Annotated in this window: 20 protein-coding genes; 12 read left to right on the top strand and 8 right to left on the bottom strand. The window is 56.8% G+C overall.

Annotated elements, in window-relative coordinates; genetic code table 11:
* Positions 1–561 precede the first annotated feature (561 nt).
* From CXK96_RS21140 to CXK96_RS04245, 11 genes are all read left to right on the top strand, one after another.
* Positions 562–1077, top strand: coding sequence for a transcription termination/antitermination NusG family protein (locus tag CXK96_RS21140; protein ID WP_102835256.1), 516 nt, complete (start codon positions 562–564; stop codon positions 1075–1077).
* A gap of 198 nt (positions 1078–1275) precedes the next feature.
* On the top strand, positions 1276–1815 hold the full coding sequence (locus CXK96_RS04290; RefSeq protein WP_102835255.1) for a polysaccharide biosynthesis/export family protein: 540 nt from the start codon (positions 1276–1278) through the stop codon (positions 1813–1815).
* A gap of 27 nt (positions 1816–1842) precedes the next feature.
* On the top strand, positions 1843–4071 hold the full coding sequence (locus tag CXK96_RS04285; protein WP_102835254.1) for a GumC family protein: 2229 nt from the start codon (positions 1843–1845) through the stop codon (positions 4069–4071).
* 65 nt (positions 4072–4136) lie between these two features.
* The gene (locus tag CXK96_RS04280; RefSeq protein ID WP_180981488.1) at positions 4137–5504 is read left to right on the top strand and encodes a flippase; all 1368 of its coding nucleotides are present in this window, start codon (positions 4137–4139) and stop codon (positions 5502–5504) included.
* A complete protein-coding gene (locus tag CXK96_RS04275; protein WP_102835252.1) occupies positions 5504–6442 on the top strand; it encodes a glycosyltransferase family 2 protein in 939 nt (312 codons plus the stop codon). Before CXK96_RS04280 ends, CXK96_RS04275 begins: the two co-directional genes overlap by 1 nt.
* Positions 6443–6688: 246 nt before the next feature.
* A complete protein-coding gene (locus tag CXK96_RS04270; RefSeq protein WP_423835181.1) occupies positions 6689–7672 on the top strand; it encodes a glycosyltransferase family 4 protein in 984 nt (327 codons plus the stop codon).
* A 28-nt stretch (positions 7673–7700) separates the two neighbouring features.
* Complete coding sequence (locus tag CXK96_RS04265; RefSeq protein WP_102835250.1) at positions 7701–8969, top strand: hypothetical protein; 1269 nt, start codon at positions 7701–7703, stop codon at positions 8967–8969.
* A gap of 29 nt (positions 8970–8998) precedes the next feature.
* Positions 8999–10252, top strand: coding sequence for a glycosyltransferase family 4 protein (locus CXK96_RS04260; protein WP_102835249.1), 1254 nt, complete (start codon positions 8999–9001; stop codon positions 10250–10252).
* A gap of 501 nt (positions 10253–10753) precedes the next feature.
* Complete coding sequence (locus CXK96_RS04255) at positions 10754–12124, top strand: glycosyltransferase WbuB (RefSeq protein WP_102835503.1); 1371 nt, start codon at positions 10754–10756, stop codon at positions 12122–12124.
* A gap of 153 nt (positions 12125–12277) precedes the next feature.
* A complete protein-coding gene (locus tag CXK96_RS04250; protein WP_102835248.1) occupies positions 12278–13006 on the top strand; it encodes a hypothetical protein in 729 nt (242 codons plus the stop codon).
* Between the two features lie 277 nt (positions 13007–13283).
* Positions 13284–15425 (top strand): FAD-dependent oxidoreductase, encoded by a 2142-nt coding sequence (locus CXK96_RS04245; RefSeq protein ID WP_102835247.1) that lies wholly within the window; start codon positions 13284–13286, stop codon positions 15423–15425.
* Positions 15426–15440: 15 nt separating this feature from the next.
* Here the strand turns inward: CXK96_RS04245 and ampC are convergent, their stop codons facing one another.
* The 7 genes from ampC to CXK96_RS04210 form a co-directional block, all read right to left on the bottom strand.
* Positions 15441–16601 (bottom strand): class C beta-lactamase, encoded by a 1161-nt coding sequence (ampC, locus tag CXK96_RS04240; protein WP_102835246.1) that lies wholly within the window; start codon positions 16599–16601, stop codon positions 15441–15443.
* Between the two features lie 75 nt (positions 16602–16676).
* Complete coding sequence (locus CXK96_RS04235; protein WP_102835245.1) at positions 16677–17531, bottom strand: FHA domain-containing protein; 855 nt, start codon at positions 17529–17531, stop codon at positions 16677–16679.
* Between the two features lie 58 nt (positions 17532–17589).
* A complete protein-coding gene (locus CXK96_RS04230) occupies positions 17590–19134 on the bottom strand; it encodes a serine/threonine-protein kinase (protein ID WP_102835244.1) in 1545 nt (514 codons plus the stop codon).
* A 15-nt stretch (positions 19135–19149) separates the two neighbouring features.
* A complete protein-coding gene (locus CXK96_RS04225) occupies positions 19150–19926 on the bottom strand; it encodes a PP2C family protein-serine/threonine phosphatase (protein WP_102835243.1) in 777 nt (258 codons plus the stop codon).
* A gap of 955 nt (positions 19927–20881) precedes the next feature.
* Complete coding sequence (locus CXK96_RS04220; RefSeq protein WP_102835242.1) at positions 20882–21928, bottom strand: threonine aldolase family protein; 1047 nt, start codon at positions 21926–21928, stop codon at positions 20882–20884.
* 23 nt (positions 21929–21951) lie between these two features.
* Positions 21952–22326: a DUF202 domain-containing protein gene (locus tag CXK96_RS04215; protein ID WP_102835241.1), complete on the bottom strand. Its 375-nt coding sequence runs from the start codon at positions 22324–22326 to the stop codon at positions 21952–21954.
* A gap of 10 nt (positions 22327–22336) precedes the next feature.
* On the bottom strand, positions 22337–22705 hold the full coding sequence (locus CXK96_RS04210; RefSeq protein WP_102835240.1) for a YidH family protein: 369 nt from the start codon (positions 22703–22705) through the stop codon (positions 22337–22339).
* A 202-nt stretch (positions 22706–22907) separates the two neighbouring features.
* Here CXK96_RS04210 and CXK96_RS04205 point away from each other — a divergent pair, with 202 nt between their 5' ends.
* A complete protein-coding gene (locus CXK96_RS04205; RefSeq protein ID WP_102835239.1) occupies positions 22908–23402 on the top strand; it encodes a copper chaperone PCu(A)C in 495 nt (164 codons plus the stop codon).
* 137 nt (positions 23403–23539) lie between these two features.
* Here CXK96_RS04205 and gorA read toward each other — a convergent pair whose 3' ends face one another.
* The gene (gorA, locus tag CXK96_RS04200; RefSeq protein WP_102835238.1) at positions 23540–24898 is read right to left on the bottom strand and encodes a glutathione-disulfide reductase; all 1359 of its coding nucleotides are present in this window, start codon (positions 24896–24898) and stop codon (positions 23540–23542) included.
* Between the last annotated feature and the right edge of the window lie 49 nt (positions 24899–24947).

Raw genomic sequence — 24947 nt, 5'->3', positions numbered from 1 at the left:
GCCATCATGGGCGGACGAGCATGCCAGCATCGTTGAGCCCCGCGGAAGGCTCTGAACCGCCGTTTCAGGCCCGTCATTCCTACAAAAAAAAGAACCGTTCGTCGGCACCAGCGCTTAAAAATGTTACGAAACGGAGCTAATGCCATTTCCATTTTTCGCCATGCCCCTGATTAATAGCCGGCGTTACATTTTATTTCGGTTATGAACAAGCGCAGCCGGGATCGTAATGCACCGGAGAAGGGCTCTAGCACGCTTTTAGGCGCACTTTTTATATGGTTAAAGAGCTCGAGTTTAGCCATGTATCACAGCATTGTTGTTTGGTTTTCTCTAAACAGGGGCGGATTAATTATCCCCTGATTATGATTCAGTATCCGACGAGTGGGATAGCGATCTAATTGTTAGCGCCGCTGCGCCTGGTCGCTTTATACAAGCGATTCGGTCTTGCACCCGCAAACAAAGGCTTCCATAGTTTTTACACGGCAAACGGTAGTGCGGTGCTGGAAAGCGCTGTTAAGCGCGCATTAAAAACAGATACCTCTCGAACTGTTGGATTTGGTTTATATGACGAAGGATTCGATTTTGCCTTGTACTGCTTGGTTCTTGATCCATTGCAAATCCAGACAAGAGCCTAGGGCGCTGGCAAACCTGTTAGAGCAGGGCTATATCTGCTACCTACCCACTCTGCACACCGGTGCAGTTACAACTATCGGTAGAGCTTCGACGAACAAATCAGAGCAGGCATTATTTCCTGGTTACATGTTTGTCCGGCTTTCTTCGGACTCAAACTGGCATAGTCTTCGCTGCACCCGTGGTGTACTTCGGGTCGTTGGTTTTGACAATCGGCCGTACCCGGTCAGCAACGAGCTTATCGAGCAGATAAAGGAACGTTGCGACAGAGCCCGAACGCCTGAGCCAGGGAGCAAGGTTCAGGTAAGAATCGGGCAGAACACCGGTATCGACGCGATTTTCCTGGCCTCAGACGGCGCAGAGCGCGCCGTTCTGCTGTTGAGACTACTCAATCAGGAGTGTCGCCTGACCGTTTCGAATACATCGGTCAGGCCAGTACATCCTGCCTAACGTTCGAAGCAGTACTCTAACTTATTCAACACTCACCGAATTCGTACAAGGCGTTAACTCAACAAGGGCATTAGGTTCCTGGCGGGAGCGTGGCTGAACGCAAAGCGGCTTCACTTGATCAATGAACGACAATACAGCATTCAAGGGGTTAGTTAATCGTTCAGTTGGTAGGTGAAAAAAGGAGCGAGGAGAACAGTGATGTCGATACGCATAGTTTACGGGTTGCTTACGTTGTTGTTGATGTTAATCAGCGATGCGACTCGAGCCGACGTAATTTCTCAATATCGGATGTCCGCTGGTGACGTCATCAATATCAGGGTGCTTGGCGAACCGGACCTGACATTTGAAGAACTTCGGCTAACCGACGCTGGATCGTTCTCCTATCCGTTTATTGGCGAAGTGAAGGCGAACGGTAAGACTGTTGCACAAGTAGAAGAGTTATTGCTGAAGGCGCTGAAGGGAAAATATCTGGTAAGTCCGCGCGTTTCGGTAAATGTTCTTGAATACCGAAACTTCTACATCATCGGCGAGGTGAAGTTGCCAGGCGGTTATCCCTATCAACCGGGTCTGACCCTGCGCCGTGCCGCCGCGCTTGCCGGAGGATTGACCGAAAGGGCATCGGCAAAGCGAATCACCATCATCCGCAATCTGGACCCGGGCCAGGGTCCGACCAAAGCGTCGATGGATACGCCTGTTTATCCGGGCGACACCGTGACCATCGAAGAAGGATTCTTCTAGTGCGGTTCCTCACCTTGCGAGCTTGATATGACCAGCAAACCCCCTTCGATCGAGCATCACCTGACGGCGGTGCCGCATGGCCCTGCCGAGGCTGAACTCGACCTGCGCAAACTCTGGCTGAGTGTCTGGTTGCGCAAGTGGCTGATTCTGGGCGTCATGCTGTTCGCAGCGCTGGCCGCTGCATGGACAACATCCTGGATGACGCCGCTGTATCGCGCCGGCGCCACGCTTCTGGTCGAGAGCGAGCGGGCGAAGCTATTGGCCATTGAACAGGCCAATCAGAATGAAACGCTCAACAACGACTTTCTGCAGACCGAAATTGAGCTGCTCAAGTCTCGCGGGTTGGCCGAGCGGGTGGTGCGCCAGCTTGACCTGGTCAATCACCCAGAATTCGCTGCGCAGCCTCTGTCAGTAGGGCAAGGAGTGGGAACCTGGTTCGCTCGACTCGGCGCGTTCGTTCGTACGAAACAGCCAGACCAAGCTGCCCAAGGCGAAAGCACATCTTCCAAGGCGTTCGACAGGGCCACCGAAAAACTAATGGCGGCAATTACTGTGAACCCGCGGGGCAAAAGCCAGGTGGTCGCGGTCGAGGTGCTCCTGGCTGATCCGTATGTCGCCATGAAAGCGGCCAATGCTCTGGTCGAAGGCTATATAGCGAGCAAGTTCGAGGCAGGGGTTGCCACGTCTGCGACGGCCACGGCCTGGATGGACAGCCGTCTCGAAGAACTGCGGCAGAAACTGCAAGAGTCGGAAAACCGGCTCCAGGCCTATCGCGAATCCGAGGGGCTGGTAGATCTGCAAGGTATCTCGACGATCGCCGCTACTGAGCTGACGCTGACCAGTGATCGTTTGATCAATGCGCGGCGGCAGCGTGCCGAATCGGAAAGCCAGTTCCGCCAAGTGGAAGCAATGAAAGGCACCCGCCTGGACGAACTGGCCAGCGTGCCGGCAGTACTGTCGGACCCGGTCATCCAGCAGTTCAAGGCGACCAAGGCGCAAGCTGCTGCGCGGGTGGACGAGGTGTCGCAGCGCTATGGGCCTGGCCACCCGGAACTCATCGCGGCAAAGGCTGATCTCGATGCCGCCACAGCCAGCCTTAAGACGCAGGTCAGCCAGGTGGTCTCGGGTATCCAGCGGAACTATCAATTGGCCGTCGCCAATGAACAATCCCAGCAAGCGCTGTTCGACTCGAACAAGTATCAGATCCAGGACCTGTCCAGCAAAGAGTTCAAAGTCCGGGAGTTGGCGCTGGAGGTCGAGGCGAACCGAGCGCTCTACGACACGTTCCTGGTCCGCTTGAAAGAGACCGCGGCCACCGCCGACCAGAACAGCGTCAATGTGCATGTCGTCGATCGGGCGATGGTGCCAGAGGAACCGGTCAAGCCAAACAGGCCATTGATCGTTGCAGTGGCTGGCTTGATCGCGTTGTTCTTCGTAGCCGGTACGGGTGTGGTCAAGGATGTGTTGAATGACACATTCACGACCACCGAGGACATCGAGAACAAGCTGAACATTCCTGTGCTGGGCATCGTGCCGTTGGTGCAACAGGCACAGGGCGCACAGTTGGCAAGAATGTATTCGGAGGGCAACAACCCCCTTTTTACGGAGACGATCCGCACCATCCGGACCAAGCTCGAAATGGCCAATACCGACCATCACAGCCAGGTCATCGTGACGACGTCGGCATTGCCCGGGGAGGGGAAGAGCACACTATCGGCCAACCTCGCCCATGCCCTCGCTCAGTTGGGCAAGGTCATCCTGATCGACGCAGACCTACGCAAGCCGACGCTGGCCAAAAACTTCGGACGGCCCAAGGGCAGCATGGGTCTGACCGACATCATCGAGAACCGGGCCAGCCTGGAAAGCTGCATCACACAGGTCAGCGGCGTCGACATGATCTGCGCCGGCACCGCCGTGCGAGATCCTCTTAGCCTGCTTTCGTCGAGCCGGTTTTCAGCTTTGATCGAAGCACTGAAGACTCGATACGACCGCATCGTTGTCGACTCGCCACCCACTCAGGGTGTTAGCGATGCGATGGTCTTGGCGGCACATGCGGAAGCGCTGTTGTTCATCGTGCGAAGCGAGGTGACGTCCAGCACCGAAGTGGAGCGCGGCGTTGCCCAGCTGCGGCAGAACGCTACTCCGGTGGACTGGCTGATCCTAAATCAAGTGGATATCAAAAAAGCGGAAAGGCATGGCTATCGATATAGCAGTTATTACGACTACTACCAGTACGGGTCAGGCTCGCCCAGCTGAAACCCGCCACGAATGGAATGGTCGTCACGCTAATAAACCCACTGCCCCCTGGATGGAACCCGCCTGTGAAACGATATATCAAGAATTCCGTTTGGCTGTTGCTGGAAAAGATAACCAAACTGGCCGTTGCCTTTGTTTTGATTGGCCTGGTCGCTAACCAGCTTGGTCCGCAGGATTTCGGCGTACTCAGCCTGGGACTTAGTGTGGCAACCATTATCTGGGCAATGGGCAACCTGGGTCTGGATCAAATCCTCATCAAGGAATTCACGCAACAGAAATACCCTGACAGCCAGCTGCTCAGTACGACCGTTATATGCAGGCTCGCTGCGAGCGCCTTGGTCGCGATTCCTTGCTTGATCGCGATCTATCTGGCCCCAGCGTTTTCACCTGAGCACAAGTTGGCCTATGCCATCACGATCGGGTCGGTGCTGTTCTACAACTTCAACAGTTATCAGGCGCTGTATCAGGCCAAATCCCAGTCTTCGCATATTGCGGTGATTGGCCTCTCCAGTTTGTGCATCTCTTCGTTGGTCAAGATAGTTCTGTTGTGGAACGAAGCTGGGCTGATCCTGTTTTGCCTCAGCGCCGCCTTCGATATTGCGATGAATCTGTTGCTGTATTCCCTGTATCCAACCAAGGGGGCCGTACGCGTAAGATTGTCAGCGTTCAACGTTTCGATCGTGCGAGAACTCTGGCGACCTGCTGCACCGATGCTGCTGTGTTCGTTGATGATCGTCGTCTATACCCGCGTGGATCAACTGATGATCGCATCGCTGCTCGGCGTCGCGCAGGCCGGTGTCTATAGCGTCACGATTCGCGTCGTCGAAGCGTACGCGGTGATTCCCATGCTGGTCGGAACTGCGTTCTTCCCCTACATATGCACCAAGCCAGACGCAGAAAAGGTCCGAACCTATTTCGATATCGTGGTGTTTTCGTCGGTAGCCACGGGGCTCACCGTCTGGGCGGCCGCATACCTGGCCATCCCCTTGCTCTTCGGCGCTGAGTACATGCAGGCGCTTGAGATATTAGGCATCTCCATGCTGGCGGCGGTGTTTTCCGTTGTCGGGTTCGCCTGTACAAACTATCTAGTCGCGGTGGATCTTGGACATCTGCGGCCGTTGCGGCTCGGGCTCGGGCTGTTGATGAACATCGGCCTGAATCTGATGCTCATCCCTCGCTTCGGTCTGTGGGGCGCTGCAACCGCGACGCTGATCAGCCAGATATTTGCCTCTTGGATCGGAAACGCCCTTAGCGCCAAAACGTTCGAATGCCTGAAATTGCAGAGCTGGTCCGTATTGACTCTTGGCCTGCCGGGCGTCAACCGGGTGGTACGTGAGTTGCTCGGTGAACGGGTTTCTCGGACCAAACGATCCAACGCGCTGCAACCCCGAAGCGTCCCGTCCAGTCATGTGATCGAGCCAGGAGACGCCTGATGCCAACAGTCTCGATAGTCATACCGACCTACAACAGTTCGACCTTCATCATGGATGCCGTGGCGTCCGTACTACAGGCGGTTTCCGGGCTGAGCTATGAAATCATTCTGGTGGACGACCGGTCAACCGACATGCCGGCGCTGCGCGCTGTGACCGCAGACACGCCTTGTCTGACGATCATCGAGAAATGCGCGAAGGGCAATGCGGCAGTTTCCAGGAACCTGGGAATAGCGGCATCGAAGGGTGAATTCATCTTTCTGCTCGACAGCGATGATGTGTTCGCGCCGGAGCATATACAGCGGCGTGTGCTGCTTCACCAGCGCGACGGCTACGGCATCCTGTTCGGCCGCTATCTGGCGAGAAATACCTACCGGACGTTCAAGGTCGAGCTTCCCCGCTACCTGGGCGACATGCACGATTATCTGTTCTGTCAGAACGGTGATGTCCGAAGCTCGACGATCAGTTTGTGTCGATCCCGATACAAAGGCACGACCTTCGATTCTCAGCAGGCCAAGCATCAGGACTGGGGATTCGCCCTGCGTGCTGCCAAGGCGGGCGAGTGCCTGGGTTTCGATGAAAAGTACGGCGCGATCATCGATTCATCAATCAATGGTGGGCGCATGAGCAACGTGCTGAACATTCCTGCAAGCAGCTACTTCCTCAACGCTTACATCGATACGCCAAAGCACTTGCGCGGTTTTGCAATGAACCATCTGCGGGTGGTGCTGAAAAATAACGACAAGCAATCTACAGCCTTTGTCCACACCACGCTGGTCCGTTCGCTTCGCGACGCCTCGCTGTGGGAGCGCGTGAAGTACTTTCCGGCGGTCTTTATCACCGGTCCAGCACTTACTCTGCCGGCCAGTTTGTTAATGCAGATTCTGGCGACGGCGCGTGCGTTGACGATCAAAAGCTATCGAAAACTCATCAATGACTAGGCGGATTGCGCGATGACCAGACCGATCATCATTGCGACGGTGCTGCGTAGAACCGGCGAGACCGGTGTGCATACTCACTTTCGTACCTGGTCGGACTGGCTGGAAAAAACCGGCCGGGCGACGCCGACATTGGTGACGCCTTACGACCGATACAAGTGGCTGGTCTATCCCGTATTTGCGGTACGTCGCTTGGTTGCGCCGCTCAGCGGCACCTTCGGTCTGTGGTGGTACCGCTACTGGCACCAGTTGTTTCTGTACCTGAACCTGAAGACAACGCTCGCCGATGGCCGGGCATGCGTGATCTATGCCCAGTGCCCGATGTCAGCACAAGCGGCGCTCACGGCGCGTGTATCGCCGACACAACGGGTAGTAATGATTGCCCATTTCAATATTTCGGAGGCAGAAGAATGGGCGGGGAAGGGCATCATTGCGCACGATGGAAGGCTGTTCAGGGGCATCCAGGCTTTTGAAGCGCGGGTGATTCCGCTCGTTGACCAGCTGGTTTTCGTATCGGCTTTCATGCAGCAAAAAATCTATCTGAGGATTCCCAAGACATGCGTCGTAGACGCGAAGGTGATACCCAACTTCATTTCCGAATCTCGGACTGACGGGATCAGCCAGAGCAAAATCGGCGACCTCATCTGCGTTGGGACCCTCGAGCGCAGAAAGAATCAACGCTATGCCCTCGAGATAGCTGCAGCCGCACGCCAACATGGTCATCCGCTGCGGCTGACGCTTGTCGGTGGAGGTCCGGATCGCGCGGCTCTGGTCAAGGCGGCACAGGCACTGGGCGTCGAGAGCGATGTGGTCTTCACAGGCCATGTGAATGACGTGGCTCATTTGATGGCGAGCCATCGAGCCTGCTTGCACGTCTCGCACATGGAGAGCTTTGGCATCGTGTTGATCGAAGCGATGTCGCAAGGCTTGCCGGTCTTTGCGAGTCGCGTCGGCGGCGTTCCGGAAGTATTCAATGACGGCATCGAAGGGCGCTTTATTCCGCTAGATGACGCCGCCGCCGCAGCCGGGATCGTTGAGCAATGGCTGTGCAGTCCTGCCGCGCTTGAAGCGGCTAGCGCTAGCGCCCGAACACGCTTCGAGGGCCACTTCGAAACCGGCAGAGTGGCGCTTGAGCTAGTCGATTTCCTGATGCTGGATGAGAACGAACGTAATGTCATGACCAATGCGCCAACGGGCGAGCCAACAGGCGCGCCTGTCGCGACTGCCGATTGATGTCGAGTTCGTCCAGCAAGGAGTAGCGATGTCTGTTCACCGTCTCACACCTAACAGCATCATCGTGTTCCCGGCGTTCTGCCTGACGACCGCGATTTTGACATCGGCCATGTTGACGTACGGCCTGGGCATCGTCGGCTTCAGAGCGATGCCCTTCGTACGGCTCGCGGTCGTGGCAGCCGCCATTGTTTTTGTTGGCGTGTTCCTGCTCCAGACGCGGCTGAAACCCAGATTAGCCAGTGGAAATCTATGGCGGGCGGTTCTGGCGCTTCAAATGCTCGGGCTGGTTTATTTGGTGGTGGGCTTACTCAGGGAAAACAGCAAGCTCTATCTGATTACTGATCTTATTTATCTGTTGATGTTCTTGTTGACCTTCTTATTGGGCGCCTGGTGCTACAGGGTTGGAACGGTCGCACTCTCCTACAACAAGTTTATTCGTGTGGTAATCATTCTGATTGGCGTTACTTCGTTCTGCTGGGCTTTTAATCTTCAGGTTGGAACGCCACCGGAGCTGCTGATTCTATGGGGATGTGCACTGATCATCTCAATGGCTCATAAAAATCATTCCCACACTTTTTTCTTGTTGCTCGCTGTCATTCCCCAGGTCGCTGGCGTAAACAGGGCGTTAGTCTTTGCCGTAATCGGAGGGTTGGCGATTTATTTGCTCAGTGCGCCTTTGCTTAAAAAGATAAAAGCAATCGCCTTGATAGCTGTATTTATAACTGTGGTAGGTGCAGTCGTGGGCGTATCGGGCGCTATCAAAGGGAGTAGCTTCGAAAGGCGGATTGATGAAAGTCTTTCGCTGCTCTCATCAAGTCAGGGGGCGGAGCTGCCTATTCCACTCCAGCAACGATTCTACGAGGGTGATCTGGTAAATCACGATGTGGGAAGGACATTATTGCCGTTTTCTTTACTGTTCGGACTGGGGTATGGATACACGCTGGACATGACACAGAGCATCGACTCGTCAGTGATCGATAGCCAATTGCTGGGTGGGCAGCACACCCATAATATCCATTTCTTAAACTATGCATTGCTCGCTCGGTTCGGGCTGTTGGGAACGCTGTGCTTCGCCTTTATTTTTGTTACCTGTGCGGGCCGTTGCTTTGCGCTGTTCAAACAAGCGGCGACGGACAGGAATACGGTTGAATTGCTGGCGAATTTATTTGTGGTCTTGCTTTTTCTATTCTCCGCGCCTGCATCATCATTTCTATTTTCTAGCATGTTGCTTGGTTATTTCTGCGGCATTGCTAACGAGTCAAGATTGGTGGACTCATCAAGCCGATTTATTTGTTGACGCTGCGTACATCCAACTAAGGACCATTCATGAAAGTACTGCTGGTCAGCTCATATCGCTCGAAAGGGGGGGCCGCCAGGGCAGCATCAAGGCTCACTGAAGCCTTGGCTCAAGCCGGCGTGCAGGTGGAATATAAAAGTATCTATCCGCAGCTAATGAACACTTGGCAGAAAGTGCACTATCTGGCACGTGTTGCATATGATCGGGTGCCCGCTTTGATCATTGCTCGACAACGAAGCATGTTTTCATCGGGTGCGCTGCCGAATGAAAAACTGATCAAGTCGATCAATGAATCAGATGCTGACGTGCTTCATTTGCATTGGGTGAACGGCGGCGGCCTGTCTGTAGATGACCTCAAACTCATCAACAAGCCGATCGTTTGGACACTGCATGACATGTGGGGTTTTACCGGAGGCTGTCACTACGATGCTGAGTGCAACGGTTTTGCTTCTGGCTGCGGACGTTGTCCGTTGCTCAAATCCGATGACTCAGCCGATCTCAGCGCGGTCGGCGCCGCACAGAAAGCGCATGCATATGCTCAGGTCAAAAACCTGACGATCGTAGGGCTAAGCAGCTGGATGGTCAAAAGTGCTCGTCGATCAACGGCCATGGATCGGCTGACAATCAAACAGCTCCCGAACCCCATCGACGTGAATGTCTTCCGCCCTGAGGATAAGTCGTTGGCGCGGGCAAGACTGGGTATTTCCACAACGACCCGTCTGGTCGCCTTTGGCGCTGTTGCGGCCGTTGGCGACGACCGCAAGGGGTTCCATAAACTGCTACCAGCCTTGTGCTTGTTGAAAGAGCAGGGGCATACAAATATCGAATTGGCGGTCTTCGGTGGCTCGGGTTCCGAGCATTCCCAAGAGACCTTTTACAAGACCCACTACTTTGGCCACATCAGTTGTGATGAACAGTTGCGCGACGTCTATAGCGCTGCTGACGTAATGATCGTGCCCTCGTTGCAGGAAGCGTTTGGACAGACTGCGACCGAGGCCATGGCTTGCGGCACTCCGGTCGTTGCGTTTGGCGCAACCGGGCTCCTGGATATCGTCGACCACAAGCAGAATGGATACCTGGCGACTGCATTCGATGAAGCCAGCCTGGCTGAAGGCATCGCCTGGGTGTTGGACGCCGAAAACAGCGATGATTTGCGAAGCCAGGCTCGTACCAAAGCGGTAAAGCAATTTTCCAACGACTGGGTTGCGGCCCAGTACCTGGCACTCTACCGAAGCTGTTTCACGCAAGAGAATCCGACGCCAGCAGAAGCCTTGGTGGGTTGATTCAAACAGTAGAGTCCAGTTCAGATGTATTCGAAACAGCGGCTTGCGTATGTTATCCAGTTGCCGCTGTTTGCCGCGCCGCCAGTAATAACTTTTGCGAGATTTAGCCAGCGCAGACTTACTATCTAAAGTTCTGTGTGCGGGGTAACTTCGCCTTCAGACCCTGTTTTGGAGTATGCCTGACTGTTGGCCGTGGCGCTGGACTGCTCCGTGTTTCTGGCGTTACTGAAACTTCGTTGCTGTTGAACATAAAAAGGCAACTCGCTTTTGCGTGGGCGTTGGTCCTGGCGCAGGCTTAACTGTGCCTGTATACAATTTCTAGAACACGCTGTGGATATTTGATATCCGTAGGTTTGTTTATTCCGCGAGTTAGTCGGAAGGAGGTTTCTCGCCCTGAATTTAGTTATGCAGCGCCTCTTTGGGCGGCTTTATTTCGAATTTCATGCACGGTCTGGATAGCGTTTGTAAGTGCTGTGTGCAGGTGCAATGTGGGAGGCGACGATGAAGTATCTTATTTACGGAATAAACTACAGCCCCGAATTGACTGGTATAGGGAAATATAACGGAGAGATGGCTACGTGGCTCACCGAGCAGGGGCACGAAGTGCGAGTTGTGACGGCCCACCCCTATTATCCAGACTGGAAAGTTTTTCCCGATCATCGCAGTTGGCGCTATGCCAGGACACGTGAGAACGGAGTCACCGTCATACGCTGTCCGCTTTATGTTCCTGCAAAACCTACTGCCTTGAAGCGCTTGTTGCACCTGGCCAGTTTCTCGTTTTCATCTGCGTTAGCGCTTTTTGCCAATATCGGCTGGCGACCTGACAAAGTCATTCTGGTGGTGCCCACGCTGTTCTGCGCGAGCCAGGCAATCCTTTACGCAAAACTAACTGGCGCAAATAGCCTGCTGCACATACAGGACTTTGAGGTTGACGCCATGTTCGGCTTGGGGCTCTGCAAACGCAAAACGGTCATACAATTCGCTAATGCGGCAGAGGCCTGGACGTTGAAGGCGTTCGATGAGATATCCACCATATCGGGCGGGATGATGGCGCGCGCTCGAAGTAAAGGCGTGAATGATGAAAAACTCAGCTTGTTCCCCAATTGGTCCGAAATATCACGATTCCAAGGCGTAACGAAGTCGCCTGAACTGCTAAAGCGGCTGGGAGCGCCCGCTGAGAAAAAGGTCGTGATGTATTCGGGAAATATCGGCGAGAAGCAGGGTCTGGAGATAGTAATTAGGGCAGCTGAGCTCTTGGAGACACGTGACGATTTGGTGTTTCTCATAATAGGCGAAGGCGCGGGGAAGAGCCGGCTGGTGGAGAGCGTTCGGCTTAAAGGGTTGTGCAATGTGCTCTTTGCACCGTTGCAGTCTTACGATGATTTGCCGTCCCTTCTTGCTTCCGCCGACTGCCATCTCGTAATACAGCGTCGTGGTGCAGCCGACGCCGTGTTGCCTTCGAAACTCACAAATATCCTCGCCGTCGGCGGAAACGCGGTGATCACGGCGGACCCGACGACAAGCCTCGGAGTGCTCTGCAGCGAATATCCGGGGATTGGTGCGCTTGTTGAGCCGGAGTGCGCGCTAGCGCTCGTCGAGGGCATCAAAAGATGTATCGCCATGGCGTCGCCCAATCGCATTGCGGTCGCCTATGCCCAGGAGTTTCTGGATAAGGAGCGGATACTGGCGCGCTTTGTGGCCGGCCATGCTGCGCCAGTGGTCGGCGAAGCGATCCCAGGGAGTGGCGTGACCGTCAGCGCGTATTCGGATGTGCAAGTTAGCGCGGCCAGCCGAGTCGGTCCCTTGCACGGCAGCCCGCTGATTGCTCAGGGGAGAGCGTCCGCCAGTGCTGGGCTGGCGGTGGAAAAATAAAAAGTCGTTTCACTCGATAGCGAAATGCGCCTGAAAAAGTAGGGCGCTTTGCTCAGCGAGAGTGGGCTAGTGGGCTAGTGGGAATCTGGCCGATGGCGGGTTGCCTCCTCCATAACTCTCCCCTCGATTGTTCCTGTAACGTGGAGCTGCCCTATGCGGACGTTCATGAATATTGATGCAGATACGGTCTCACATGTCGCAGGTGAGCTGAATCGAACGGGTTTTGCGTCCATCAGCGACTATCTGACGCCGGAGCAGCTCGAGGCTGCACGTGAGGACATCGCATGCGAAGCCCGCTTTCGTGGCAACGCCAGCTTTGCTGTCAGGGGCACGCCCAACATAACGGGGACGCTGTTCGAACGGTTAGTGGTTTCGGAAGAATTCCAACGGCTGTTGCTGGGTGTTTTCACCGCTGGAACCGGACGCACACCGTTACCTACCGAGAAAGTTCACACCGTCATACGCTGCCTGAAGGGTTGCGACAGTGCTAGGGAATCGAACCGGTTTCACTATGACGCTACCACCTTGACGGTGCTGCTGCCGGTTTCGATGCCTGAATGCAGTACGGAGCAGGGACGCTTGGTCCTTTTTCCGAATACGCGCGGACTGCGTTTTAGCGCATTGTTCAATGTGATCGAAAAAGCGGTGATTCAGAACCGCATCAGTCAGCGGTTGGTAGCGGTGGCTGTAAACCTTGGTTTTCTCCACCCGGTAAAGATCGTTCTTGCTCCGGGCAGCCTGTACTTTTTCTGGGGTTACCGCAGCTTGCATGCCAACGAGCCATGTGATCCGCAAGCGCTGCGTTCAACCGTGCTGTTTCATTACGACAATCCGCACCGACATAGCCAAGTGGCACGCCTGCTGTTGCCCAAAGGACGCTGACTTCTATTGCGATAGCCATCTTCCGTAAGGCTTTTATCACAGCCTTGGCGACTCAGACTTTAAACGCCTTTCGCGGGCTGTCTCTGTAGCTGATCGTCAGCTCCGTTGGAACATCCTCTGTTTGGCCAGCTCCAAGTAGTGCCCAGACAAGAGTTTTCCTGATGATTTGCCATTTCCCTTGCGACTGCCAGCCAAGGCTATCGATGCCTCGGGCTCGTCTCACCTGTCCGTCTGTCAGCAGCATATGCTTCAGCCGTGCCGCGGAGCACTGCCATCCATGAAGCTCACTCGTTGGCTGATCGTGCTGTCTTTCGTGGTCGCGGCAGCTTGTTTTCTCTGGTTCGATCTTGAGCAATACCTGACGCTGGAAATGATCCAGGCGAAGAGTGGGGCGCTTCGAGACGAGGTTCAGGCGCACCCCTGGTGGACCGGTTCGGTGTTTTTTGCCGCTTACGTAGCGCTGACGGTCATGTCGTTCCCCGGCACTGTGGTGCTGACGCTCCTTGCGGGAGCCTTGTTCGGACTGGTTGGCGGAACCTTGATGGTCTCCTTCGCCAGCAATATCGGCGCGCTGGTCGCGATGCTCATCAGCCGGTTTTTGTTACGCGACTGGATTCAGAGACGATTCAACAAACAGATTGCGAGTATCAACCGAGGGATCGAGCGGGACGGCGCCTTTTACCTGTTCTCGCTGCGGTTGATTCCGCTCGTTCCCTTCGTTCTATTGAATCCTGCGCTCGGTCTGACGCGCGTGAGCATGTGGACGTTCTGGTGGACTACCCAGGCCGGCATGCTGCCGGGGCACGCGATCTACGTAGGTGCAGGACGCCAACTCGCGCGTATTCGGGAAATTTCCGACATTCTCTCGCCGAGCTTGATAGGGACGCTGGCCTTGCTAGCCATCTTTCCGCTGGCCGCGACCAAGCTGCTGACGCTCTACAAGGCGCGCAAGGTCTATAGCGGTTGGCAAAAGCCGAAGAGTTTTGAGCACAATTTGTTGGTCGTTGGTGGCGGCAGCGGGGGCCTGGCCGCGGCTCGGATTGCGGCGTCGATGAAGGCCAGGGTGGCATTGGTCGAGAGCGAGCGCCTTGGCGGCGCAGCGCTGCACAGTGGCAGCGTTCCGGCGAGGGCGCTGATGCGGGCAGCCAACATGAATTACGCGCTGCGCCAGGGCGGTACGCTGGGCATTCGCCTGCACACCGAAGTCGACTTTGCAGAAGTCATGGCACAGGTGCGCCGCACGCTTGACGAGGCGCAAGAGCAGGTCACGGCAGAATCTTGCAAGGCCACCGGTGTTGAGATGATCCGGGGTAAAGCCCAGATGACGTCACCCTGGTCGGTTCAGGTCGGCGATCGCACCCTTTGCAGCCGCGCCATCGTCATCGCTACGGGAAGCCAGCCCGTCATCCCGCCGATACCGGGCCTTGAAAACGTCGAGCCGCTGACCTGCGAGAACGTCTGGGATTTGCAGCAACGGCCAGAGCGGCTGCTGATCATGGGAGGCGAAGCCAATGCCTGCGAACTGGCCCAGGCGTTTCAGCGCCTCGGCTGTCAGGTGACACTGGCCGTCGAAGGCGAGATGTTGTTGGCTGCCGCTGAGCCAGAGGCACGCGAGGCTGTCCATGACGCCCTTTGCGCCGATGGGGTTGAGGTTCTATTGAAGGTCTCACCACAGCGTTTCGAATTGGTCGAGAACGAGCGCCGCCTGGACTGTTTGATTGATGAGCAAAAACATTCGCTTCCGTTCGATCAGGTGCTGCTGGCGTTGGGACGCAAAGCCCACCTGGACAATCTAGGACTGGAAACGCTGGAGTTGAACATTCGCGAGGACGGCAGTCTGGAAGTGGACGAATACCTCGCTACGCGCTACCCGAACGTCTATGCCGTGGGCGCAGTGGCAGGTCCGGACAGCTCGTTTCAAAGCGCTAAACACCACGCCTGGTACGCCGCCGCCAATGGTTTATTTTCCGGATTCCGCCGTTTCATGGTCAGCGACAGAGTGGTCCCCCGTGTGGCCTTTACTTCACCCGAGATTGCCAGCGTGGGCCTGACTGAAGCCCAGGCGAAGTTGGCTGAAGTGGAATACGAGGTGACCATGCTCGACCTCGATTCGCTTGAGGCGGCACAGATGAGCGCTGGTAACAGTGGCTTGCTGAAGGTGCTCACCGAGCGCGGGCGTGACCGCATCATTGGCGTCACGCTTGTCGGGGATGGCGCGAGTGAAACACTTGCCGTGTTCGTGTTGGCGATGAAGCACAAACTGGGGTTGAACAAACTGCGCCGTACCGTACACATCAACCCGACCTTGGCCGAGGCCAGTCTCGCCGTTGCCGAGGCTTGGCGCCGTGCCCATACCGCCAAACGTCCGCAAACCTGGGCGGCCAGGCTGCATCGATGGCGGCTCGGTGGGCAGCCTTAGGGCTGCCGGAGTTCATCAGTCCAGCTGCTGCAGAATCCGATAGGCGAGCTTCACCCGCTCTTCGTTCGGGTAGTACCGGTTGGCCAGAATAACGATGCCAATCTGCTTAGCCGGGACGAAAGCCACATACGCGCCGAAGCCATTGGTTGACCCGGTCTTGTTGATCCAGACAGACCGCTGCGGTTCAAGGGGCGGTGCTATCGGCTCCACCAGCTTGCTCTCGAGGACCATGGAGCTGCCATTTCCAGTTAGCAGATCGTCCAGCTTCGCCGGGTACGGATACTGTTCCCAGACCAGAGCCTGGGTCATGGCGCCCACACGGTAGTAGCCGGTTCGCGTGGCCGCCATGGCGCTCTTGATTGATGTGTCCATTTCGACGCCGCCCAACTGGGCGTCAACAAAGTGCAGCAGGTCTTTGCTCGTTGTTTTCACACCATAGGCTTCGTCAGCCAACAGCGCTGGATTCAGCCGAACTGGTTTTCCGGCCTTGTCGTAGCCCTGGGCGTAGCGCGTCATCTGCTCGGGTGGCACTGCGAGATAAGTGTCGACCATGCCCAGTTTCGGCAACAGCTGCGACTGCAGCGCATCGGCATATGGCATCCCAAGGCTTTTTGCCGCAGCCCGTCCGAGCAGCCCGATGCTGGGGTTGGCGTAGCTGCGATAGCGACCGGCGGGATGTTGCGGCTGCCAGTTGTTGAAATACTGCGTCAGCTGCTGCTCGGTTTGAATGTCGTCAGGCAGCTGCAGAGGAAAGCCGCCAGCTGTGTGCGTAGCGAGATGGATCAGACTGATCTGCCCGATCCTGTCGCACTCAAGCGCTGGCAGGTAGCGACAGGGGCCGTCACTCAACGACAGTTTGCCTTGCGCCTGCGAGTAAGCGGCTAGCGTGGCTGTAAGCGTTTTGCTGACCGAGCCCACCTCAAACAACGTATCGCGTGTTACAGGCTGGCCAGTTTTCTTCGACGCCACGCCAAAATCAAAGAACCGCTGTTGACCGTGAGCGGTGATAGCAACCGCCATGCCCGGTATCCCGTGCTCAGCCATCGCGGCTTTTGCAGACTCATCGACAGTTCGATCTATGTTTTCGATGTTCATGCCAGCTGCGACGTTGCAGCTGAGCGTCGCCAGTACCGCAGCGACGACTAGTCGAGCTTGAATCTTCGGTATCGGATGCATCTCGACGCCTCAATCATTGCGGAGTAGGCCCCGGCATTTGGCCGTGCTCTCTGAAACCTAGGTTTTCGTCAGTCTTTACAGCATCCGTTGCGCAGCGACTCCAGCGAGGACCGCCAATGCAAGAGCGCCGATCAGTAGTCCGAGGCGCCAACGCGAAACGGAATGTTCGGCCGGCGCTTGGGTTGGTGCCATCGCTGCAGCGGTGCGAAGCGGGTTCGGCGTGGCGGGGCGGGGACGGGCGGGCTTCGCTTCAGGAACCGCATGGGCAGGCAAGTCCGCGGCGCGAATGAAAACGGTGGCGTCTTCGTCCGCAACTACCGGAGCGTTGACCTTGGGACCAATGACCAGCAACGTCGTGTTTCCCAGCTGGACCTGATCGCCAGGCTGCAACACGGCTGTTGTGACCTTCTCGCGATTGACGAGCAAACCGTTGGCTGATGCCAGATCTTTGACTTCGAGTACGTCGCCCTTGAGATAGAACTCGGCGTGCCGGCGCGACAGCTCAGCGTCACTGAAGCAAAGCTCGCACTTCACCGACCGCCCAAACGTCATCGAGCCGGTGATGTGGTACTTGTGTCCCTGGTTTTCACCTTTTACGACCTGCAACAACCAGCGTGGCGCAGTCGCCACCTTAGCGCCGACCTTGGCAGGATCGACGATCTCCAGCTCCAGCCTGCCAAGGCGAACGCGGTCGCCAGAGCGAATCTGATAGCGCTCACCAATCTTTTCTTCGTTGACGAAAGTACCGTTCGGTGTACCGAGGTCCGTCAGGTAATAGAAGCGATTGTCGTGGCGCAACTCAGCGTGAAAAGGTGCAATGCCGACGTCGTTTAGTACCAGATCGTTGCTGCCGTCCGAACCAAGAGTGAATGTCTCATCGGCAAGCCATACCGGACTTTGGCGATTGTCAACGAAATGGATCCTGAGCATCTATGCATTACCTTGAGCGGGATAGGGTGGGCTCGAACCAAGCGGCCGAGCGATCTCATCAATTGAAAATTCGGTTCCAGAGTCGCTTCACCGGATTGGCAGGCGTTTGGGCCTGCACAGGGGTACTGGAGGTGGTGCGGGTTGTGCTGACAGCGGTCCGTTTCGCAACACGAGGCGCTCTTGCTTTGGCGACTCGCTGCAAATGCCCGTCGCGCAAAGCGAGGAGGGTGGCCTGCTCGGGCGTAGCCTCAAGGCCTTGATGGATGTATTCGAGCGCTACTGCGTATTCGCGCCGGCCGTAGGCCGCTTCAGCCAGTTCGGTATAGCGTTGGCTTACGCGTTCCAGGCCGACGTGGGCAGCTTCGTTTTCCGGTAGCCAGCCAAGCACCTGACGAAAATAGTGTACAGCGCTGTCTTCGGCCGGTTCGAGCAACTGATTCTCCGCCAGCCGCTGCTCAGCCAATACCAGCGCTCCGGCGATACGGGCATTGAGCACGCGCTTGAGCCCGTCGAGGGCCTTCGGGTTGTCCGCATCCAGGCGCAATGCGCGGCGGTAGTAGTAATCGGCGTTATCCAGCGCCGGCGCAATCAGCTGCCCATTGGCCAGCCGAACCTCAGCGCGTGTCAGGAAGTCATTGATGCGGGTGTATTGGAACCACTGATAACCACCAACGCCCAGAGCAACTGTCGCTAGCATCGCCGCACCTATTGCCCCCCATCGTTTCAGCCCACGATGGCGGGACCGTCGTCTGGGGCGAGAAGCAATGACAACAGCCGGCGCGATACGAGTCTGATCCATGTCTGGCTCGGTGAGCGTGTCGATGGCTTCCAGCAATTCGCGGCAACTACCGAACCGTGCGCTCGGTTGCTTGGCCAGCATGCGATCAAGAAGCATCTGATAGGGCGCTAGCGCTGGCGGTAGCTGGGGTCCGGGCATCTGTACGTGATTGAGTACAGTTTGCGGATAGCTGCCCGCGCGGAATGGGTTGGTGCCAGTCAGCATCTCGGCAAGAATCACACCGAGGCTATAAATGTCGCTCCGTGCGTCCAGTGTCTGGCATTGGGCCTGCTCCGGGCTGCTGTAGGCGGGGCTGCCGACGGCTATTCCGAAGTGGGTAAGTTCGTTGTCCAGCTCTATCGCTTTTGCCACGCCGAAGTCGGTGAGCACGACGCTTCCATCGTCCCGGAACAGGATGTTGGCGGGTTTGACATCTCGATGGACCAGGCCGCCGTCATGAACGACGGCCAGCCCTCCAGCCAATTGCCTAATGATGTCCAGCGCACGCGAAGGGGAGAAGACGAGACCGCGATGCTGAGCCAAGTCGCCGCCACCGATGTATTCCATGGCGAGGTAGTGCCGGCCGTCAGTGACCTGGCCAATGTCATAGATCGTGATGATTGCAGGATGGCGGAGCGAAGCGACGATGTGGCCTTCCTGAATGAAGCGTTCGGTAAAGGCTGCGTCCTCGGGCCGTAACAGCACCTTGACCGCGACCTCACGGTCTAGCGAAAGCTGCGTAGCCAGGTAGACCTCGGCCATTCCGCCTTTTCCGAGGCGTTTGTGCAGGCGATAACCGGGAACTTCTAGCATCCGTTGCGTCATGAAACGTGGGCCTACTTACGACTTCAGGGGGTTTAGCAGCCTATTGATGAGCCGCCGTGTGCGGGACTCGGTCGTCGGAGAGACTGCAGTTCGTCCGACCACAATGCAGGAGATATTGTCGCGTCCACCGTGGTTATTCGCCTGGTCGATCAGATACTCCACAAGACTTTCGAGCGTATCGGCGAAGGTGCAGCTGGCGTGGATCTGGGCGTCAGTCAGTTCGTTGGTCAGCCCATCGCTGCAAAGCAGGAGCAATTCATCGCCGCCAAGTGTGCCCTTGCAGGTGCCGATCTCCAACGGTTCTTCGCGCCCGAGGCAACGCATGATGATGTTGCGCCAGGCATGTCCTCGAGCATCGGACGGCTGCAGCTCACCAGCATCTATCATCATCTGCACCCAGCTATGGTCACGGCTGAGCTGCACAATCCCGTTGGCAGTGACGAGATAAGCTCGACTGTCACCCACCCAGACAAGCTCGAAATTGACCCCGTCGAAATGCGCCGCGACAAGGGTCGTTCCCATACCATCATCGCTGGATGCGTCGAGCACGGCTCGGTTCGCTACGTGAACAGCAGTGTCCAGCGGTTCGCCACTTTCTACCGCCTGCTCCAGTGCCGCGAGCGCCAGTGTACTTGCGACCTCACCACATTGGTGACCACCCATGCCGTCAGCGATGGCCCAAAGGCCCAGCGTTGGCGAGCAGAGCAGAGCGTCTTCGTTGTGATCACGGGTTCGACCGGGAGAGGTGAGCCCGGCGTATTCCAGCAAGGAGGCAGAGAGCGTAGGTTGCATGCGAGGGCCAGTTCCTTGTTCCTGCGGCACGACAGCGAACGAACATGATGCGTGGGGCCTGTGCGGCTGTCATTGATTGGCAGGCAAGCAAACGCAAAACTGTTAACTCGTCGGCGTCCTGACGTGAACAGCAAGAGGCTTTCGTTGTGCTCAATCTGTCGGATCGGGCTCGTTTCGCTACTTGAAGCCAACCTCTAAGAGCGAAAACCGACGGTTGCAAACTGCATATCTTCGAAGCTTGAGACTGCGCAATCCGCTGTAGATCTAGATGCAGACAGTGGCGCTGACAAATGCGATGGCTCTCGGAGGACGCGTGACCTTGCGCTGGAGTTTTTGAGGGATGCGCGTCTTAAGAAACACTCGGTCTCGACTTCGCGATTTTCTTTCTGGCGATTGCAGTGATCTGCATCCCATTGGTGCCTTGTTAACATCGCGTCTAAGGGTTTCGCCGTAAATGGCTTCGAAATGAGTGCTGTTAGTTCGAGCGACAGCGCGGCCGTTAGAGACCTGCGCATCATGCTGGGCTGTTCGCTGACTGCGTGGTCCGCATGCAGGGGCAACTAAGGGTCGCTGTTGATGTAGTCACCGGTGCTGCGTTGCATGGGAGCTGCTACGACTTTGTCGTCGGCTCAAAACCGATGGCGAGTCAGCGGCACGCTCAATGGCCCGACGCAGGATGACCACCTTGGCGGATAAGGAAGTTCGGATGGTTATAGGTTTATGGGCGGATGTCAGAGTCGCCCATAAATTGGGTTAGGTTGCAGGCCATGAGTGGTCGCTGCCCAATCACCTCATTGAGTGGCAACCTGATTCGCATAATGTATATTATGTTAAATAGCGTATTGGGTTTACGCACACGCATGTACTCACTATGACTGTGTACGGCAAACGGACCGCACTCTCGCCGCACAAGCCTCCAGCTTCGGGATGCCATGTGCGGCTCTTCTTCCATGGTTTACTGATTTTCCAGAACAACGCTGCGTATGTCGTCTGCCAGTTGGCGCACACGCGCTTCGCTGGTATCCCATGAGCACATGAAGCGTGCGCCGCCTACGCCGATGAATGTGTAGAACATCCAGCCGCGGCTCCTCAGTGCTTCGAGCGCTAATGGTGGGATGCTGACAAAGACGCCGTTGGCTTGCACTGGAAACATCAGTTCTACACCGGGCACGTCGCTGATCAGTTTGGCAAGTAACTGCGCGCAGCTGTTCGCGTGTGCGGCGTATTTCATCCAGGCGCCACCCTCCAGCAGGCCTACCCATGGTGCGGATAGAAAACGCATCTTCGATGCAAGCTGGCCAGCCTGCTTGCAGCGATACTCGAAATCCTCGGCGAGATCTCGGTTGAAGAACAGGATGGCCTCGCCTACGGCCATGCCGTTTTTGGTGCCGCCAAAACAGAGCACGTCTACGCCTGTTTTCCAGCTCAATTCAGCCGGTGACAGACCAAGATAAGCGCAGGCATTGGCAAAGCGTGCGCCATCCATATGCAGATGCAGCCCCAGCTCCTTGCAGGTGTCGCTAACGGCGCGGAGCTCGTCTGGCTGGTAGACAGTGCCAATTTCGGTGGCCTGGGTCAGGCTGACGACGCGCGGTTTTGGGTAGTGGATGTCCTTGCGTTTCAGCGCTATTTCGCGAATGGCCGCGGGCGTCAGCTTGCCCTGTTCGGTCCGCGCCACCAGCAGTTTGGAGCCGTTGGAGAAGAATTCCGGTGCGCCGCATTCGTCGGTTTCGATGTGTGCGATATCGCCGCAGATCACGCTGTGATAGCTCTGGCATAGAGATGACAATGCCAGTGAGTTGGCCGCTGTACCGTTAAAGGCGAAAAACACTTCGCAGTCGGTTTCGAACAATTGGCGGAAATGGTCGGCTGCGCGCGACGTCCATTGATCGTCACCGTAGGCGCGATCATGCCCCTGGTTGGCTCGGGCCATCGCTTCCCATGCTTCCGGGCAAATTCCGGAATAGTTGTCGCTGGCAAATTGCTGATTGGCGGTGCTCATCAAAGCCTCTCTATGAATACTGTCTAGCTGCTGATTGGCAGGAAAATGATGGTGTAGAGCCCTAGCACGCCAAGCACGAACACCGACACACCGAGCCACAGTACTGACAGCGCATCAGCTTGGATTCGCCCGCTTTTCACCCCGCTGGCGCTACGTGTGTAGCGTCGCTGCTGGGACGTCCAGATGCCCAGCGCAGTGGCTAGGGATAGCGCGACCAACACTGCAACGAATGTCCCGTGGTAAGGCATCCAGCGCAGAAACAGTGCGCTTACGGTGATCAACGTCAGCAGGGTCCGGCCCCAGGCCAGCGATGTGCGTTCGGGTTGCAGTCCAGGGTCTTCATGCAGTGGTAGCGGCGGCGGTTTGGGCTCCAGACGGCGGCGAAAGGAAATATGCATCGGCGTTCGGTCAGTTGCGTAACGCGACGAAAGCGATCAGAACCAGCGTCACCAGCGTGCCACCGATGGACAAGATCGGGATCAACAGCGGGAATGGTAACGGCCCCTGATGACGCATGGCTCGCTCGATGGTCAGCCAGCGGAAGCAAGCGGTCGAGCTGATGAACATCGCCAGTAGCAACAGTGAAATCGACAGAACCTTGCGTATCTCCAGCGGGAAGATTTCACTGGCGAAGGCCTCGACCGCAACGCCGCCAGCCAGCACCGCGAGCGACGTTCGTATCCAGGCAAGAAAGGTCCGTTCGTTGGCCAGGGTAAAGCGCGGATCGGGCTCCTTTCCGCCAGACAGCAACCTGTGACTCCAGCGACTGCGTTCCATTGTGCTGATGCATCTCCGATCGGAAGGTTCGTGTGTCATTCAAACAGAAACGATGCGGCGCTGCAGGTTCCGTTGATCTCACTGTGGATTGATTGAAATCGCGCAGCCGCCACACTGGCCTGTGCGGGTCACGGACGTAGATCAACGTCAGCGGGACGCAGCATGCTAATGTGCTGCGTTTTCAAACACCTCGGAGATCTCCATGTTGCTTCGCCTGGTAACCTTTATTGCGCTCGGCACGGCATGCTTGTCGGCAACGGCAGCTGATCAGAACCACGCTCACCACCAGATGATGGGTGCAACACCCGAGGCCACTCATGTGTGGTCGCGCGCCATGCCGCCCTCCGCCCCCACCGGTGCGGTCTATTTCACCTTGCAAAACCCAGGTGATGCGCCGGACCGGCTGTTGGGCGTGCACACACCGCGTGCGAAGAAGGCTGAGCTGCACACTCACGTGCACGAAGGCGACATGATGCGCATGAAACAGATCGATTCGATCGAGGTGCCTGCGGGTGGCCAGGTCGAGTTCAAGCCAGGCAGTAACCACGTCATGCTCTTCGAACTGAGCGCCCCGCTCGCTGCGGGTGAACGTTTCCCGCTGACCCTCGAATTCGAACACGCGGGTGAAGTAACCGTCGAGGTGTCCATCCAGGACCAAGCCCCGACGCCTAGCACTCACGAACACATGCAGCACTGACAGCGGAACGACACAACATTTGGCGCAAACCAAACCAGAGGGGCGCGCGTTCTGCGGCAAAGGGCCGGCTGATGCAGCTGGCCCCTCTCCTCCTTCGCCGTCTCCGCAAGCTCGCCGCAACCAGACGCAACTGTTATCTAGATTCCTGTTTGGGTGCGCATGGTGACGAACTCTTCAGCAGCGGTCGGGTGGATACCCACCGTATCGTCGAAGATTCGTTTGGTAGCGCCGGCCTTCAGCGCAACGGCCAAGCCCTGAATGATTTCTCCCGCCTCGGGGCCTGCCATGTGACAGCCCAGCACCTTGTCGGTGTCCGCGTCGACGACCAGTTTCATCAGGCTTCGCTCTAGGCTGTCGGTCATGGTCTGCTTCATCGGTCGAAAACGGCTTTCGTACAACACCACCTTGTGTCCTTTTTCGCGTGCTTGTTCTTCGGTCAACCCGACTGTCGCCATGTTTGGCAGGCTGAACACCGCTGTGGCGATATTGTGGTAGTCGACTGGCCTGTATTCGTCGGGCCTGAAGAGTTGCCGAGCCACCGCCATGCCTTCGGCGAGCGCGACGGGGGTTAGCTGGATTCGACCGATTACATCGCCGATTGCCAGGATTGACGGCGTCGTCGTGCGGAACTGATCATCAATGGCAATGAAGCCACGCTTGTCCAAAGCCACGTCGACGTTATCCAGCCCTAGCCCGTCGAGCATAGGCCGACGCCCGGTGGCGTAGAAAATGCAATCCGCCTCAAGGGTGCGGCCGTCTTCCAGCGTGGCAAGCAGCGTACCGTCTACCTGTTTGTCAATGCGGGTGATGTCAGCGTTGAACTGCAAGTCGAGACCCTTTTTGATCAACTCATCCTTGAGATGATCACGCAGCGAACCATCGAAACCGCGCAGGAACAGGTCTCCGCGGTAAAGCAGCTTGGTATCCGCACCGCAGCCATGAAAGATCGAGGCAAACTCGACCGCAATATAGCCACCGCCCACCACCAGGACGCGCCGGGGCAGCTCATCAAGGTAAAAGGCTTCGTTGGAGGTAATGGCATGCTCGCGTCCTGGAATATCCGGCACGAATGGCCAGCCGCCGGTTGCAATCAGAATGTGCTCGGCGCTGTAGTGCTTGCTATCGACCTCGACGGTATGCGGGTCGACCAGGCGTGCATGGGCCTGCAGCAAGGTGACGCCGCTGTCAGTCAACAGGTTCTTGTAGATGCCATTGAGACGCTGGATCTCGCGATCCTTGTTGGCTATAAGCGAAGCCCAATCGAACCTGGCGCCGTCGATGGTCCAGCCATAGCCCTTGGCTTCGTGAATGTCTTCGGCATAGTGGGCGCCGTAGACCAGCAATTTCTTCGGCACACAGCCGACGTTCACACAGGTGCCGCCCAGGTAACGGCTTTCGGCTACCGCCACGCGGGCGCCATAGCCAGCTGCAAATCGGGCGGCACGGACTCCACCGGAACCAGCGCCGATGACGAATAGATCGAAGTCGTAAGCCATGAACTGTTGTCTCCCTTGTAGATCGCACAGCATAACCCAGCCCGTTGGC

It is taken from the genome of Stutzerimonas stutzeri (genome assembly GCF_002890895.1).
In the GTDB taxonomy this organism is placed as follows: Bacteria; Pseudomonadota; Gammaproteobacteria; order Pseudomonadales; family Pseudomonadaceae; genus Stutzerimonas; species Stutzerimonas stutzeri_AB.
This window is presented reverse-complemented; position numbering and strand designations above follow the sequence as displayed.

Bases quoted from the DNA above. Each gene is read 5' to 3' on its own strand.
- CXK96_RS21140 (WP_102835256.1), top strand. From the start codon at position 562: ATGACGAAGGATTCGATTTTGCCTTGTACTGCTTGGTTCTTGATCCAT.
- CXK96_RS04290 (WP_102835255.1), top strand. From the start codon at position 1,276: ATGTCGATACGCATAGTTTACGGGTTGCTTACGTTGTTGTTGATGTTA.
- CXK96_RS04285 (WP_102835254.1), top strand. From the start codon at position 1,843: ATGACCAGCAAACCCCCTTCGATCGAGCATCACCTGACGGCGGTGCCG.
- CXK96_RS04275 (WP_102835252.1), top strand. From the start codon at position 5,504: ATGCCAACAGTCTCGATAGTCATACCGACCTACAACAGTTCGACCTTC.
- CXK96_RS04265 (WP_102835250.1), top strand. From the start codon at position 7,701: ATGTCTGTTCACCGTCTCACACCTAACAGCATCATCGTGTTCCCGGCG.
- CXK96_RS04260 (WP_102835249.1), top strand. From the start codon at position 8,999: ATGAAAGTACTGCTGGTCAGCTCATATCGCTCGAAAGGGGGGGCCGCC.
- CXK96_RS04255 (WP_102835503.1), top strand. From the start codon at position 10,754: ATGAAGTATCTTATTTACGGAATAAACTACAGCCCCGAATTGACTGGT.
- CXK96_RS04250 (WP_102835248.1), top strand. From the start codon at position 12,278: ATGCGGACGTTCATGAATATTGATGCAGATACGGTCTCACATGTCGCA.
- CXK96_RS04245 (WP_102835247.1), top strand. From the start codon at position 13,284: ATGAAGCTCACTCGTTGGCTGATCGTGCTGTCTTTCGTGGTCGCGGCA.
- ampC (WP_102835246.1), bottom strand. From the start codon at position 16,601: ATGCATCCGATACCGAAGATTCAAGCTCGACTAGTCGTCGCTGCGGTA.
- CXK96_RS04235 (WP_102835245.1), bottom strand. From the start codon at position 17,531: ATGCTCAGGATCCATTTCGTTGACAATCGCCAAAGTCCGGTATGGCTT.
- CXK96_RS04230 (WP_102835244.1), bottom strand. From the start codon at position 19,134: ATGACGCAACGGATGCTAGAAGTTCCCGGTTATCGCCTGCACAAACGC.
- CXK96_RS04225 (WP_102835243.1), bottom strand. From the start codon at position 19,926: ATGCAACCTACGCTCTCTGCCTCCTTGCTGGAATACGCCGGGCTCACC.
- CXK96_RS04220 (WP_102835242.1), bottom strand. From the start codon at position 21,928: ATGAGCACCGCCAATCAGCAATTTGCCAGCGACAACTATTCCGGAATT.
- CXK96_RS04215 (WP_102835241.1), bottom strand. From the start codon at position 22,326: ATGCATATTTCCTTTCGCCGCCGTCTGGAGCCCAAACCGCCGCCGCTA.
- CXK96_RS04210 (WP_102835240.1), bottom strand. From the start codon at position 22,705: ATGGAACGCAGTCGCTGGAGTCACAGGTTGCTGTCTGGCGGAAAGGAG.
- CXK96_RS04205 (WP_102835239.1), top strand. From the start codon at position 22,908: ATGTTGCTTCGCCTGGTAACCTTTATTGCGCTCGGCACGGCATGCTTG.
- gorA (WP_102835238.1), bottom strand. From the start codon at position 24,898: ATGGCTTACGACTTCGATCTATTCGTCATCGGCGCTGGTTCCGGTGGA.